A 13,945-nucleotide genomic window follows, 5' to 3' on the forward strand; every position below is an offset into this window, starting at 1 on the left:
CATGGCGTGGAACAGTGCATCTTTCGAGTCGATTCTCGCGATGATCGTAGCGGTTCTGTTCGCGGTTGCTGGGGTGGTCAATCTCGCAGGACGCGGCGCGGTGAAGCGCGACTTCGCGCGCTGGGGTTACCCGGCATGGTTTCATTTGCTCTGTGGCGCTCTTGAGCTGTTGTGTGCGGCACTTCTTTTTGGACAACAAACCAGAGTCTTGGGCCTAACGCTGGCCGGTGCGATCTTGGTCGTCGTGCTCTTCACGTTGCTACGAAACCGGGAGCCGTTCGGGCATCTCGCCCCGGCGCTGATCTTCTCGGCTCTCGTTGTGGTTACTGTGGCGCTCCGCGGTTGAGGCTTGCTCGCCACCAGGCGAGTAAGGCCGGGACGCTAACAGGCCGCGCGGGCAATCCGTGCTGCAGGTACTTGAAATACGCACATGGATAGCGGCATTGGAGCAACTCCAATTTGATCACGTGCGTCATGCGTCCGCTTTTGTAGTGATGGCTGGGCGCTCCGGGTCGCCGGCCGCAGATCACCGCTTTACGTGCCACAGGAAACGGTCCCTCGTGCATGGGGCAGCGGGCGGCCAATACCGGCCTGTCGCCGCTCTCGTACAAAATACGTTCCTGAGAGGCGCATAATCTTCATTGAATTGCGCTCCCTTCGGTCGCCAGAAGCGGCCGCAAGCAGCGCACCCTACCTGCAACGTTGGCGGAACGACGAGAATCCTCAATCTGAAGGAGTTTGAGAATGACTATCAGCGGCGTGGCGCCAAGCGAACCAATCAACGTTGGTCATTTGAGCATTCAGTACCTGATAGATGGAACTGCCACAGGCGGGATGGGAGTTTTTGAGTTGACTGTGCCCCCCAGCTCGCAAGTTCCGCCGCCACACAGCCACACACATAACGAAGAGTGCGTCTATGTGCTGGAGGGCATGCTTCGGTATTCGGTCGACGGAGTAGTCCGAGACCTAACGCCGGGAGAATGGATGTTTACCCCACGCGGATCGGTCCATCACTTTAGCAACCCGCACAATGGCACGGCCCGCGCGCTGATCGTCATGACGCCCGACATTGGTGCCCAATATTTTCGTGATGTCGGAACAATCGTAAATGCCGGCGGGCCGCCCGACCGCGAGAAGCTTATCGGTGTCATGTCCAGGTACGGACTCGTGCCGGCGCCGCCACAATAAACAGCGGTCACCCAACGATTGCCTGCAGGGGATTGCGGCTCCGCGGGAGCCTCTGAACCCAGGCGTTGAACGTCGGCTTTCGGAAAGCTCATCTGACCGCAATGGGTCGAAAGCGGATGTCAGGCGTCAGCGCCAGAATTCGGTGAGCTGATCGGCAAGGCCTCTGCCCTGGTTGTAACCGGCTTGAGCGGCGGGCGGACGCGTCGACAGATCCATCATGTTGACACCGAACGCGCTGAGCGAGTCGCCGTCCGGGAAGATCGTCTCGACTCTGCTGTTGCCCGCGCGGAGTTCGTCGACCTGTGCAGCAAGGTGCATGCCCCACTCCAGCGGATGCCGTGATCTGCCACCGAAGGGTGACAGCACCAGCACCCGTGCGTATCCGGCCGCCAGATCGGCATTCTCGTTGCGTCGGTAGCCGCCGTCGATGTATCGGTTGTCGCCGATGCTGTAGGGAGGGACACCGAAGCCGTTGGAAGTGCTGGCGGCGACGGCGTCCACGAGGTCGACTCCGCTGTGGCGGTCGAACACGACCGGTTCACCGGTATGGGCATCGACCGCCGTGATGAGCAACGGCCGTTCCGGCCAGCGCTGACTGGGCAGCCGAGCGGCGACGACAGCGCGCCACCGCGTTTGCCCGGAGCCGTCCGACGCCGCGTCCATTTCGAGCGCCGCCGCCCCCATTCTGCGGCGCATGTCGGCCGCATCCTCAGCGGCGGCGATGATTCGGCTCGTTATCTCCATATGGTTCGCCGCCGGCCCAATGGGAACGCGTCCACCCTCGGGTCCGCTCGGACCAGTCCGTTGCTGGGATGCAGCGGAAAGGATGTCGGCAAGCAGTTCGGTCGGGGTCGCGCTAGTGATCTGGGCCGCGGCAGTCGATCCAGCCGACGTCCCGATGATCAAATCGGCCTCGGTCACATCCAACCCGGCATCGAACAGGCCGGCGACGACGCCGATCTCCCACGCATTGCCGGCCGATCCACCACCATGGAGGACCAACGCTCGCTCACGTCTGGTTTCCATGCCACCCCCTGTATGGGTTGATCCGATCAAGTCGATGATTTTTGCCTGCTGGTCAAGTCTGTCCGCTTCATTGGGTCAAAAGCGGACCTTTTCAGAATATAGCCTGTGGGGCATGACAGCAGCAGGCCACCCGCCCCTGGTCAGCACCAGCAGAGTGTTCAGTGCTCGCCGGAATCAATGTTCGGTCTGACCGGAATCCGCATCTGACGATCGAGACGAACTGGTTACCGTAGGCGCCGTGTTGCTTTGCTTGTCGGTTCGGCGCGACTATTCCCGAAAAGAGCAAGTCGCTGGTCAGCGTTTGCGAATGGATGCTGCATGTCAACATTGATCACCGACCAAAGCCTGGTTCGGTTGGTGGCGACGGGCAGGACGCGGCCAGTTTGAGCCATTCAGAGGAAGCGTTCGCGGGTCCGCTCCCGGCTCGACATGAGACGGTCGCTGATCGCGCTCTGAGCTTGCCGTCCGCCATTCCAGGGCATCGCGAATTGCGGACGAAGGGTGACCTGCTGTGTGACCTGACGTCCAGGTGCGACGACGCCGGTGAATAATGCCCGGCCCACCACGGGTGGCCGTGCTGCAGAAAAGCAGAGGTTCATTGGGCGGGCACACCACGTGAAGGCCGGCGCCTCAATGGGAACCGCGAACAGCTACCTGCGAAACGCGCTTCGCGTACGCCGAAGCACGTCGACGTCCACCGACAAGCGGCTCAGATCACGCAGTCGGAACGGTTCCGCCGTCGATGACGTACTCAGTGCCGGTGATAGCGCTGGCCCGCGCGGAGACGAGGAAACCGATGAGTTCTGCGACTTCTCGGGGAGAGCATGGCCGGCCGAGAGGAATGCCCCCGAGCGAATCCATGATGATCTTGCGGGCGCCTTCCGTGTCGATACCGTTCTGCCGGGCGATCTCAGCAACGAGACTCGCGGCGGCATCCGTCTCGACCCAGCCCGGGGAGACACGCACGACCCTAACGCCTTTCGGACTGACTTCCTTGGACAAGGCTTTGCTGTAGTTCGACAGGGCAGCCTTGGCGGCGGCATAGGCAATCGTGGCTTCCGGCAACGGTAACTGCCGCTGGATCGACGTGACGTGGATGATAACGCCCGAGCGCTGCTCGACCATCGAGGGCAACAGCGCGCGATCGATGCGCACTGCCGGGAACAGGTTCAGGTTCAGTGCCTTGTTCCATTCGTCGTCGTCGAGCACCCTGAAGCCACCCGCCGGCGCAGATGAGCCACCCGCCACGTGCACGATTATATCGACGCCGCCGAGCCGGTCGAGCACGGCGTCGACAATGGTTTTACAGCCTTCGGCCGTCGTGATGTCCGTACCGATGAACCTTTCTTCGGAAAGGTCATCGGTACGCGAACGTGCCGTCGCAAGGACGTTCGCGCCGGCCTCGCAAAGATGCGCGACAACGGCTTTACCGACTCCTTTGGTCCCGCCTGTGACAAGCGCCCGAAGGCCCTGAAGTTCGAGTGCGGCGCTCATCAGTGAATCTCCAGAGACGCGATCTTGCCGCCGGCCAGGACAAACGTGTAGGTCAGCTCGACCGGGCTACCGGGGAAGGCGCCGGTGAGCCTGGCGCGCATCGTCACGGCGGCGCCATCTTGGGACAGGTCCAACGGCTCGACGTTGTATTGGTACCTGGCTTTGGCGTCTTTCTTCCAGGCCTGGATGGCTTCGAGCCCCTCGATAGTGCGACCCTCGTCGCGCACGACGGCATCGGCCGCGAAGCAGTTCGCGAGAGGAGTGGTGTCACTGGTGGCTTCCGCGTTCAGATAGACATCCAGTGGCGGGGGCAGGGTCATGTTCATCGGACTTTTCCTGAACGTCACGCTTGCATGTCCCAATGATGGCGCTATAGTTACCACATCGCAAGAACGCACTAAAAAGTAAGTAAGCCGTGCCCAACCGAAAAGCCTACACGCCCACGACCGCTGCGATCGACGTCGAAGCCGCATTCAAGCTGCTGGAAGGACGTTGGAAGCTGGTCATCCTGTTTCACCTTTTCGGTGGTCAGGTGCGACGCTTTTCGGACCTCGAGAGGCTGATCCCAGGCATCACGCAGAAGATGCTTGCCCAGCAGCTACGCCGCCTCGAAGAGGACGGCATTGTGACGCGCACGGTCTATCACCAGGTGCCGCCGAAGGTGGACTACCGCCTGACCGATTGGGGGCAGGCGCTGTGCCCGGCACTGGACGCGATCCTGAAATGGGCGGAGCGCCGTGAAGACTTTCCATCGGCTGCGTCGAGCGTGCGTGTCTAAGGCTGACTGACCTGTTTTCCTGAATTCGAATTCTGTGGGTCGTCGACGAGGTGTCTGCTAAGTCAACGGATGCGTCTACATCGGTTTGGGGTGCTCTCCCAACGTTTTCGGAGTCACGCCGTCGGGTCGCGGTATGGTCGGACCGCGTCAGCGATCCGCCACTTTCCGTGATGGCCGACGAGATAAAGGCCGACGCGTTATCCGCGGTCGTCTCATGTCGCTCCCGGAGCGGACGGTGGTAAATCTTGTCCGAGCGGCTCCATCGGGTCGATACCGGTAGTTCGCGAATCCCTACCCCAACCGGCCTTCTCAATGGCACTCGTGACATCACCTCCGAATCGTCGATGTCGTCGGTCGCCTCAGTCGGCTCGCGCGGTTCGCCGACAAATGGTTCCAACCTATAATTATTCGTGTCGGACATCAATCCGATGAGCCTTGACTTGACTGGGGGAGTCGCTGCCAGCACGAAACCGGCGGAGGTGGGTATGCGCTTCGAAGCTTTTTCGTTTGGTTCCATCCGTATTGATGGGGTCACCTACCAGCATGACGTGGTGATCGACCACGGGCAGGTTCGCAAACGCAAGAAGAAACCCTCCAAGCCGTTCCGCGAGGCCTTCGGGCACACACCGCTGTCCGCGCAGGAGGACATACCCTGGAAGTGCCGCCGGCTCGTGATTGGCACCGGCACCGGGGCGTTACCGGTGATGGAAGAGGTGAAGCACGAGGCCCAGCGTCGGCAAGTCGAATTGGTTATCCTGCCGACAGCGGAAGCCATCGCCAAACTCAAGGAGCACCCTGACCAGACCAATGCGATCCTGCATGTCACGTGCTAGACCGCGCATTGGCGCGGGTTTCCGGGTTCGAGTGTGTATTGAATCTTGGTCGGGTGGTGGCGACTGTAGGCGAAATATGCGCTGCCAAAACGGGTTGTCGTTTGTCGCGACAGCGTCAGTTTCGGCTTTCCCGGCTGCGACGGCGGCTATCCGGTTCTAATGACGGACCGCTCACGAGCAACACCAACATAGGGCCGGACCCGGCCACGAAGCGACGGTCGCTTGAGATCGGTCGATTGGGCGTTTACAGACCAAAACCGGCCGGTCAGGAATTTCTCGACCGGCACTTCAATGGTCCAGCGAGCCGTTCCGGAAGTTCGCGACAGGTCCGAGTTCCGGCCGACTGTAGTCCGTCGAACGAGGCGCCCGATAATAACCGACATGTGCACACGATATGACACTTAGTTATTTGGACTGTTTCTCCGTTCTGCTATACCCAACGCATAGGCTGTGCGCGGCCCACCTGCTGCACGGTCAGTCGGCGCGCGTTGCGACGAGCGCGATACAGGGGCAACGCTTTGGTGGGAACCGCTTCTTCGGGCGGCAGGCCGCCAGGAGGCTGATATGGCAAATTACCTGTTCGTAGAATCGCGCGATCCGTATGGTACTGGGGATACCCAACAGATCGGTGAACTGGTCAAGGGTCTACGCCAGAGGAACAACGCGGTCACGCTTTTCCTAGTTCAAAACGGCGTGCTTTCCACTCGCCCGGGTGCGAAATTCAGCGAGCGGTACGCGGAGCTGACGCGCAGCGGCATCACTGTTCTTGCTGATGAATTCTCCCTTCGTGAACGGGCGATCGGGAGGTTGACGGAAGGTGTCCAGAAGGCAGACATCGACCAACTTGTGGACCTCCTGTTTGTGGCAGGCACCAAGGCCATTTGGCATTGAAGCAGGGAGAACGTGATGGCTACCGGTAAGAAATTGACGCTGGCACTGATGGATCCCCCGTATGAGAAGGCAGCTAGCACCACGGCGCTACGCATTGTCGATGCGGCACTGCGTCGAGGCCACGACGTGACGGTGTTCGCCTACGAAGGGGCAGTCAATCTGACGATGAAGGCGCAGGCCCCGCATGCCAATCCGGTCAAGGGCACATCTGTGGAGGAAGAGGATCACCCGACCACCAGGGACTGGGTTGCAGCCCTGTTTCAACTCGCTGGCCAGGAAGGTGTCAAGCTCGATTGGATCAACTGCGGCCTATGTGTGGACGAACGCGGTGCAGGCGACTGGATTGAGGGTCCGCGCCGCGGCAGCCCTAAAGATTTTCTTGAGTCCGTGACCCAGAGTGACGCCGTGCTCGTAATCCCGACGAAATAGGAGTCGCGCCATGAAAATCCTGAGCATTGTTGAGACAGCGTACCGGGCTACGCTTGAAGAGCAGGATGACACCATCCTGTGGTTGAACCATGTGCTGAAAAACGCCGGCGCGGACATCAGCCTGCTGCTGCGCGGCAACGCCGTGAACTATGGCGTGCGCGGCCAGGATGCCACAGGCCTCGCGTTCGGCGCGCGCCGGCATTCCCATCCGCCGGCGCTCGACAAGGATCTGGAAAAAATGATCGGCGCCGGCGTCGCCGTGTATGCGGTCACCGAGGACATGGGCGACTGTGGATTGTCACAGGAAGACGTCATTGGCGGCTTGACGGCACTGGGGCGGGCCGAGATTCCCGCTCTGTTCGACCGCTTTGATCAGGTCTGGCACTGGTAATGGATCAAGGCTGTACCACATTCGGCCGACCATGTGCGAATGGTTACGCTTGGCTGGCAACAGTTACGGGGCGCCCCGTTGACAGCGCCCCCGCTTGCTTCCCGGTGTCCTGCTCAGTGCTGATTGCTTGACGGATGCGCGTCATCCCATTGCTTCGGAATGTCCCGAAAGGCTACAAAGTGGCTGGGCGGAAAGTTGCCGTGTCATCCCCGATCGTCGCCTGTCGATCGAGGAGCGGACGGTCGCGAAGTTTGACTGAGCGGCTCATAAGGGTCGCGAAGCGCCGTCTGGCACCCTCCCCTCAGTTGACGGATACCGGCCAGTTTGAGGGCGAAGTCACCGAGGGCGGCTGGAAACTCACGGAGGACAACTGGTCACACAAAACGCGTCACGAGCGCTTGCATAGCCTTTGAGAATCCAATCTCAGAAGGCTTCCCGCCACAGCCCTTGCAAGACGCTGAATTAGCGTTTGATCGCGCGTGTCATCAGATAGTGCTGCCGCAGCATGTTGTTTTCTAGGTGGCGGTCGATGTAGCCGTCCAGCTCGGCGCGGAAGGTCGCCAGCTTGGACGCATCACCTTGCAAGGTCTGCACCAGTTTTACGACCGGCCCAAGTGTCTCCTCCAAAGCTTTTCGGTTGTGCTGTGGGCTTAATGTCGGGAAGCACATCACGCCGCGGTCGAACACGATGTCAGCGACCGTCTCGCCCAGCCGCTGGCGGACGATATTCGGGTCGCCCCATTGCGGCGGGGGCGCTGCGCCCGGGGGCGGCGGCTGGTATTTGCCAACCAGTGCAAACATTTGGCCGACAAAGTGTTCTGGTGGCCAGGTCGAAAACGCGATGGTGCCGCCCGGTTTTAGTACGCGCAGCATTTCCGCAACCGCCACTTCGGGCCGTGGTGCGAACATGTGGCCGAATTGGCTTAGCACTACGTCGAAGCTGGCATTGTCATAGGGCAGCGCCTCGACGTCGCCTTCCCGGAAATCGATCTCGACGCCGGCGAGTGCGGCATTCTTCTTCGCGTGCTCAATCAGTGCCGGTGCCAGATCCAAGCCACATACCCGGGCGCCGAGGCGCGCAGCGGTCAGCGCGACCACACCAGTGCCGCAACCGACGTCGAGTACCGATTGCTGTGGAAACACACGCGCATGGCGGACCAATTCAGCCGCCGGCATCGTCGTAACCGCTTCCAGCGGTGCAAAAACTGCCCAGGCTTCGCGCTGCACCGTCTTCAGTTCGGCAAAGGGATCGTCAGGCATGGGGACCTCCACGGGAAAACGTTGGACACTATCGGGGAGAAGATCGTTAGTATTCCCCCCGTCAGAGTAGTTCGTGGTGGAGAAGAGTGCAAATCGACTGGACCAAGGTGGCGAGATGGAGTAACTCGTCTTGGATTCATGGCGCACGCTTCAACTATTGGAATACCTTCAGTCGATACAGCAAGCGTATCGGGTCGGCTACGGCCAGCCGGATCGGGCGGCAGTCGGCCACTTTGCGCCGTTCGACCGCGCTCTCAGACTGACATTCCAACGTCGCTTCTGCGCTGTGCAGCAGACCCTCTCCGGCCGGTGATTGCCATCGTGCGGCAGCCCGGCCCGACGTTCACGATGCTACCCGTCATGAGTTCGATAGTCGCGCGGCCGCCGGGCAGCGTGACAAAGCATGAAACAAATCCGGGCCGGCGCTTGCTTTGGTACCTATCCCCGACCTCGGCGCCGAAATATCGACGCCAGAACGTGGCGGCCTGTTTCAGATCGTGCGTCCACAAGGCAACGTGAGCGAACTTCATGATTCATCCTCTCAGGATCGGGTTGCCGTGATGAGGCGAGCGCAGCACGGGACGAGACAGAGCAAGACAGCCAATAACCAGAACGCACCTTGCAGACCGACACCCTTGGCGACGAAGCCCACGCCCGCCGGGCCGACAAGGTTCCCCGCATAACCGGTGGTCGTGATGGCTGCGACAGCGAGTGCGGATGGCATGGCTTTTTGCGAACCCGCGCGGCGAAACAGGATGGGCACGATATTCGATGCGCCGAGGCCAATCAGCAGGAAGCCGGCCATCGCAATCGCGCTCATCGGCGCAGTCAGCAGAATCACAAAGCCGGCGGTCGCGAGCAGCCCGCCCCAGAACATCGTGGACCGATCTCCGACGCGTGCCGTAATCGCGTCCCCTCCTAATCGTCCGGCAGTCATTGCGATGGAGAAAAGCATATAGCCCAGTCCACCCTGGGTGGCGACAACCAGTCCCTTGTCCGTGATGAGCAGAGCGCTCCAGTCAAGTAGCGCACCTTCGGTAAGAAATGTGATCGCGGCGAGACCGGCGAGCAGCAGCACAATGCCTCGTGGTGTGACGAACAGGGGGCCGTCATTCGTCTGGAGCGTTTTGAGTAGCCGCGGCTGTGCAATTGCGATTGCGGTGAGCATCAGTGCAGCACATATCAATGCGCTCGCGAGCGTCCCGATGCGCATCGAAAGCAAAAAGGTCATCAAAGTGGATCCGGCAAATCCACCGACACTGAATAGCGCGTGAAACCCCGACATCAAAGGTCGGCCCGCCGCGCATTCGACTTCGACCGCGTGGACATTCATCGCAACATCGAGCGAACCGAGCGACGCGCCAAAAGCGAACAAGGCGATTCCGAGTGCGAACGGTGTGCTGACAATTGTCAGCAACGGCAGGATCACGGCTAGCCCGAGTCCTCCGGCGACAATGATCGGCTTGCTGCCGTATCGCGCGTTGAGTGCGCCTGTCACCGCCATCGCGACGACCGAACCCAGTCCAATGCAAAGTAGCAGCATGCCGAGCGCGCCGTCATCAACGCCAAGTCGTTGCTTGGCAAACGGCACGAGCGGCGCCCAGCATGCGACACCCAATCCCGCCACGAGAAAGGCAAGGCGGGTTGCGAGCCTGGTTGCCGACCGGTCAGAAGACATCTCGCTTTACTCCAGGATGAATCGGGCGCGCGCTCACTGGCTCGCCGGAGGCTCGGCCTTCAAAACCGAACGGCCGGCTTTTGACAAGGCCGCATACTCTGCGCGTGGCATGTCGTGTTCGACGATGAGGTAATCGATCACCTTGATCATTGCCACCCGGTGAGGCGCGCGGGCGGCGAGCTTGTCGGTCGTTGCAAGCACTATGCTTTGCTCGCTTGCATCGAGGACGGCGCGTTTGAATGTCGCGTCGGCGATACCGAATGCGCTGATGCCACCCTTTGGCGATATCGCGCAGGTACCGATGAAGCATCGGTCGACATTCAGTTGCGCGACGTTCTGAACAGCGTTCGCATCGACACATCCGCCCACTGCGAGGTCGACCGCCCCACCGATCATGATGAGGTGCAGATCGGATCGCCGAAGCACGGCAGCAGCGATATCAATGGAATTGGTCGCCACGGTGAGTTCGTAGTCCTCGGGCAACAGCCCGACGAGTGCAAGATTGGTGCTGCCGCTATCGAGGAACAGGAGTTCGCCGCGTTGAATCAGGACCACGGCTGCTCGAGCCAATGCCGCCTTTCGCTCGCGCGCTTCGTCCATTCGGGCCGCCATCGGCGCAGACGCGGGCGTAATGGGCAGCGCGCCCCCGTAGACTCGACGGCAGCGGCCTTCGGCCGCCAGCGCGCGGAGATCGCGCCGTATCGCGTCTTCGGAAACATTGAATTCGACAGCGAGCGTAGCCGCCACTACCGGCTGGCCTTGTGCGAGCCGGTTCGCGATCTCGTCGCGTCGAGCGAGGGGGATTTCGTCATTCATGTTGGCAGATTAACATGCACAAACAAGAATGTAAACGTGCATAAACGTGCAAGTCGGGCGGCGATAAGCTCCGCTCGACTTTGGGGTTTCACACACAGCTGGCGCGACCGTCGCAACGATCCACACGTGGCCAGGCGATGCGATCCCCAGTCGCAAGTGCGATTCGGCGGTGGCGCTGATGGTCGACCGTTGAAGGCGACTACAAGCGGTCAAAGGCTCGGTGTCAGTGCCGCCATCACTCGAGGTTGTGCAGCGGCAGTGCGGATGCGCTCCGCGATCTGGGCGTCGAGCGGCGTGTAGACGATCATGCTGAGGTCCGGCCGACCATCGACAGCGAACAGTGAATACTCCATCTCGATAGGCCCCAGCTTGGGACGCAGCAGGCGCTTCACGTTCTCGCCCTCGCTGTGGCTCAGCACCTGGTTTTCGCGCCACATGCGGTCGAAGCCGGGGCTGGCGCGGCATAGATCATCCACGAGATCGCCCACTTCGGAAGCCAGCCCCGCGCGTGCCACATCCGCGCGGAACGTCCCCACGACGAAGCGCGCGACGCTTTCCCAGTCGTGCTGTTTTGCGCGGACGGCCGGGTCGCCGAACAGGACGCGGAGGATATTGCGCTGGTCGGGCGGCAGCGTGCTGTAGTCGGTGAGCACGACGGCCGCGGCACGATTCCATGCCACGACGTCCCACGTCGCGGTCTTGATGATCGACGGGCTGGCGTCGAGCGAATCGAGCACGCGCTGCAACCGCGGATTCACGCCGTCGACGAACCGGTAGCGCACTTCCGGCGGCCGCCCGAGACCCAGCATGAAGAGATGTTCGCGCTCCGTATCCGTCAGCATCAGCGCCGCGCAGATCCGCTCCAGCACCTCCGCGGAAGGCGCGCCGCCGCGGCCCTGTTCGAGCCACGTGTACCAGATGGAACTGATGTTCGCGCGCTGGGCCGGGGCGACTACTCAGGCGAAACCGCGAGGATTCTTCTCCTGCCAGCGCCAGTGATCCGCGCACATCCGCTCGATTCCAAACTCCGCGCGCCAGCCAAGCACTTCCAAAGCCGCCGCCGGATCGGCAAAACACGAAGCCACATCGCCCGGACGGCGCGCCACGATCTCGTACGGCACGGGTTTGCCTGACGCCTTCTCGAACGAGCGAACCACGTCCAGCACGCTGTACCCTTGCCCCGTCCCAAGATTCACGACGAAACTCGCATCGCGTGTGACCAGCGCATCGAGCGCCGCCAGATGCCCGCGCGCCAGATCCACCACGTGAATGTAATCGCGCACGCCGGTGCCATCAGGCGTTTCATAGTCGCCGCCGAACACCCGCAGCTTCTCGAGCTTACCCACGGCAACCTGCGCCACATACGGCATCAGATTGTTAGGAATGCCAGCCGGATCCTCACCGATCAAGCCGCTCTCATGCGCGCCAACCGGATTGAAATATCGCAGCGTCGCGATCCGCCAGCCAGGATCCGCAATCTCCAGATCGCGCAAAACCTGCTCGGCGATCAGCTTCGATTGCCCATAAGGATTGGTCGCGGAGAGCGGAAACGATTCATCGATCGGCGAGCGCTTCGGCACGCCATAAACCGTCGCGGAAGAGCTGAACACGAACTGCTTCACATCGCGATTGCGCATCACGCCGAGCAAGGTCAGCAGGCTGCCGACGTTATTGCTGTAGTACTCGATCGGCTTGGCAACCGATTCGCCCACCGCCTTCAAAGCGGCAAAGTGAATCGCGCCCGTAATCGGATGCGCGTCGAAGATACGGTTGAGCGCGGCTTCGTCGCGCGCGTCGGCCTCGTAGAAGGCCACCGCCTTGCCGGTGATCTTCTCCACGCGCCGCAGCGATTCGCGATTGCTGTTCACGAGATTGTCGATTACCACGACGTCGAAACCGCCGTTCAGCAGTTCGACACAGGTGTGCGAGCCGATAAATCCCGCGCCGCCTGTTACCAGAATCGTGCCCTTCGTGGTCATGCTGTTGCTCCGTTAAAGTAATACGCCCGTCATTTTCTGCACCAGGTCTTTATATGTTTCGACGACCACGCGTTCGTCGAATTCTTCTGCGACTTTCTGTCGGCCGCGTTCTGCCATTGCGCGGCGCGCGGCGCTGCTCATGTCGAGCATCTGCGCCAGTTTCGCTGCGAGACTGTCCGCATTGCGCACTTCGCACAGCCAGCCATTGACGCCGTCAGCCACCACTTCGCGGCAGCCCGGCACATCGGTCGTGACAATCGGCCGGCCCATCGCCGAGGCTTCCATCAGCGTGCGCGGCACGCCTTCACGATACGACGGCAATACGATGCAATCCGCATCGGCGATGAAAGGCCGCACGTCGTGCGCCTCTCCGAGGTACTCGACGATCCCTTCCCGTTCCCAGGCGGCGACTTCTTCGCGCGTGATCGCGCTCGGATTGTCGACGCCGACCGGCCCGAGCAGTTGGAAACGCGCCTGAGGATAACGTTCACGCAACCGCCGCGCGGCTTCGACATATTCGCCGACGCCCTTGTCCCACAGGAGCCGCCCGATCAACACAAACTTGAATTCCGCCCGCTCGGGCAGCGGCGTGAACGCGAACTGCTTGAGATCGACGCCTTCGCCATGCAACAGACGCGCACGCTCAGGATGCACCAACAAATTCTGCTCGACAAACGCTGCCTGATCGTCGCGATTCAAAAACCAGATTTCGCGCGGGAAACGGAACGCGAAACGGTACAGTTTTTTGGCGACTTGCGCAGCGCGGCTCTGCTGGATAAACACGTAACCGAGCCCGGTCGTCACCGCCACCGATTGCACACCCGCCAGTTTCGCCGCGATCGAGCCGTAGATATTTGGCTTGATCGTGTAATGAAACACGACGTGCGGGTGAATGCTCCGGTACAAACGATACAGCGACAAAAGCGTCCGCAGGTCGTCGCGTGGATTGGTGCCTTTCGACGCCACCGGCAATTCGATGCAGCGGCAACCCATCGCGGCGAGCAGTTCGAAGGTGCGATCGCGCGGCGCAAGCACCGTCACGTCGACGCCACGTCCAACTAGCATGCGGATCAGCCCTTGCCGATATGTATAGATTGCCCACGCGGTGTTACAGACGAGTGTAATGCGCAGCGCGGGCGTCGACTTCAAGGCAGGCTTCATGCGGGAACGGGCTCGACGGTG

General features: G+C 61.2%; 16 protein-coding genes and 1 pseudogene. 7 read left to right on the top strand and 10 right to left on the bottom strand.

All coding sequences use genetic code 11. The features are described 5' to 3' along the window. Position 1: 1 nt before the first annotated feature. Positions 2–346, top strand: coding sequence for a DoxX family protein (locus AC3WOG_RS04120; protein WP_492576801.1), 345 nt, complete (start codon positions 2–4; stop codon positions 344–346). 398 nt (positions 347–744) lie between these two features. Further along, positions 745–1,188, top strand: a complete 444-nt coding sequence (locus tag AC3WOG_RS04125; protein ID WP_492576802.1) for a cupin domain-containing protein — start codon at positions 745–747, stop codon at positions 1,186–1,188. A gap of 126 nt (positions 1,189–1,314) precedes the next feature. Here AC3WOG_RS04125 and AC3WOG_RS04130 read toward each other — a convergent pair whose 3' ends face one another. The 3 genes from AC3WOG_RS04130 to AC3WOG_RS04140 form a co-directional block, all read right to left on the bottom strand. Next, complete coding sequence (locus tag AC3WOG_RS04130; protein ID WP_492576803.1) at positions 1,315–2,214, bottom strand: patatin-like phospholipase family protein; 900 nt, start codon at positions 2,212–2,214, stop codon at positions 1,315–1,317. Positions 2,215–2,928: 714 nt separating this feature from the next. Next, positions 2,929–3,708 carry an SDR family oxidoreductase gene (locus tag AC3WOG_RS04135; RefSeq protein WP_492576804.1) on the bottom strand — a complete coding sequence of 260 codons (780 nt, stop codon included), beginning with the start codon at positions 3,706–3,708 and terminating at the stop codon, positions 2,929–2,931. After that, the gene (locus tag AC3WOG_RS04140; RefSeq protein ID WP_492576806.1) at positions 3,708–4,034 is read right to left on the bottom strand and encodes a nuclear transport factor 2 family protein; all 327 of its coding nucleotides are present in this window, start codon (positions 4,032–4,034) and stop codon (positions 3,708–3,710) included. Before AC3WOG_RS04140 ends, AC3WOG_RS04135 begins: the two co-directional genes overlap by 1 nt. 89 nt (positions 4,035–4,123) lie before the next feature. Here AC3WOG_RS04140 and AC3WOG_RS04145 point away from each other — a divergent pair, with 89 nt between their 5' ends. From AC3WOG_RS04145 to AC3WOG_RS04165, 5 genes are all read left to right on the top strand, one after another. Beyond that, positions 4,124–4,486, top strand: coding sequence for a winged helix-turn-helix transcriptional regulator (locus AC3WOG_RS04145; protein ID WP_279610703.1), 363 nt, complete (start codon positions 4,124–4,126; stop codon positions 4,484–4,486). Between the two features lie 485 nt (positions 4,487–4,971). Further along, positions 4,972–5,319, top strand: coding sequence for an MTH938/NDUFAF3 family protein (locus AC3WOG_RS04150; RefSeq protein ID WP_492576807.1), 348 nt, complete (start codon positions 4,972–4,974; stop codon positions 5,317–5,319). A 564-nt stretch (positions 5,320–5,883) separates the two neighbouring features. Next, positions 5,884–6,210 (top strand): sulfur reduction protein DsrE, encoded by a 327-nt coding sequence (locus AC3WOG_RS04155; RefSeq protein ID WP_492576809.1) that lies wholly within the window; start codon positions 5,884–5,886, stop codon positions 6,208–6,210. A gap of 15 nt (positions 6,211–6,225) precedes the next feature. After that, a complete protein-coding gene (locus tag AC3WOG_RS04160) occupies positions 6,226–6,639 on the top strand; it encodes a DsrE/DsrF/TusD sulfur relay family protein (RefSeq protein ID WP_172176799.1) in 414 nt (137 codons plus the stop codon). Positions 6,640–6,649: 10 nt separating this feature from the next. Next, positions 6,650–7,030: a DsrE family protein gene (locus tag AC3WOG_RS04165; protein WP_172176801.1), complete on the top strand. Its 381-nt coding sequence runs from the start codon at positions 6,650–6,652 to the stop codon at positions 7,028–7,030. 462 nt (positions 7,031–7,492) lie between these two features. Here AC3WOG_RS04165 and AC3WOG_RS04170 read toward each other — a convergent pair whose 3' ends face one another. From AC3WOG_RS04170 to AC3WOG_RS04200, 7 genes and pseudogenes are all read right to left on the bottom strand, one after another. Next, the gene (locus AC3WOG_RS04170; protein WP_492576810.1) at positions 7,493–8,290 is read right to left on the bottom strand and encodes a class I SAM-dependent methyltransferase; all 798 of its coding nucleotides are present in this window, start codon (positions 8,288–8,290) and stop codon (positions 7,493–7,495) included. Between the two features lie 254 nt (positions 8,291–8,544). Next, entirely contained in the window at positions 8,545–8,820 is a 276-nt protein-coding gene (locus tag AC3WOG_RS04175) for a VOC family protein (protein WP_492576811.1), read from the bottom strand. Between the two features lie 11 nt (positions 8,821–8,831). Next, complete coding sequence (locus tag AC3WOG_RS04180; RefSeq protein WP_492576812.1) at positions 8,832–9,968, bottom strand: MFS transporter; 1,137 nt, start codon at positions 9,966–9,968, stop codon at positions 8,832–8,834. Between the two features lie 33 nt (positions 9,969–10,001). After that, positions 10,002–10,784 (bottom strand): DeoR/GlpR family DNA-binding transcription regulator, encoded by a 783-nt coding sequence (locus AC3WOG_RS04185; RefSeq protein ID WP_492576814.1) that lies wholly within the window; start codon positions 10,782–10,784, stop codon positions 10,002–10,004. A 209-nt stretch (positions 10,785–10,993) separates the two neighbouring features. Then, positions 10,994–11,728: pseudogene (locus AC3WOG_RS04190) on the bottom strand (helix-turn-helix transcriptional regulator); the annotation flags it as partial. 12 nt (positions 11,729–11,740) lie between these two features. Next, on the bottom strand, positions 11,741–12,763 hold the full coding sequence (gene galE / locus AC3WOG_RS04195) for a UDP-glucose 4-epimerase GalE (protein ID WP_492576815.1): 1,023 nt from the start codon (positions 12,761–12,763) through the stop codon (positions 11,741–11,743). Between the two features lie 12 nt (positions 12,764–12,775). After that, positions 12,776–13,924 carry a glycosyltransferase family 4 protein gene (locus AC3WOG_RS04200; RefSeq protein ID WP_492576817.1) on the bottom strand — a complete coding sequence of 383 codons (1,149 nt, stop codon included), beginning with the start codon at positions 13,922–13,924 and terminating at the stop codon, positions 12,776–12,778. Positions 13,925–13,945: the final 21 nt, after the last annotated feature.

This window comes from Paraburkholderia sp. FW306-02-B (assembly GCF_058782725.1).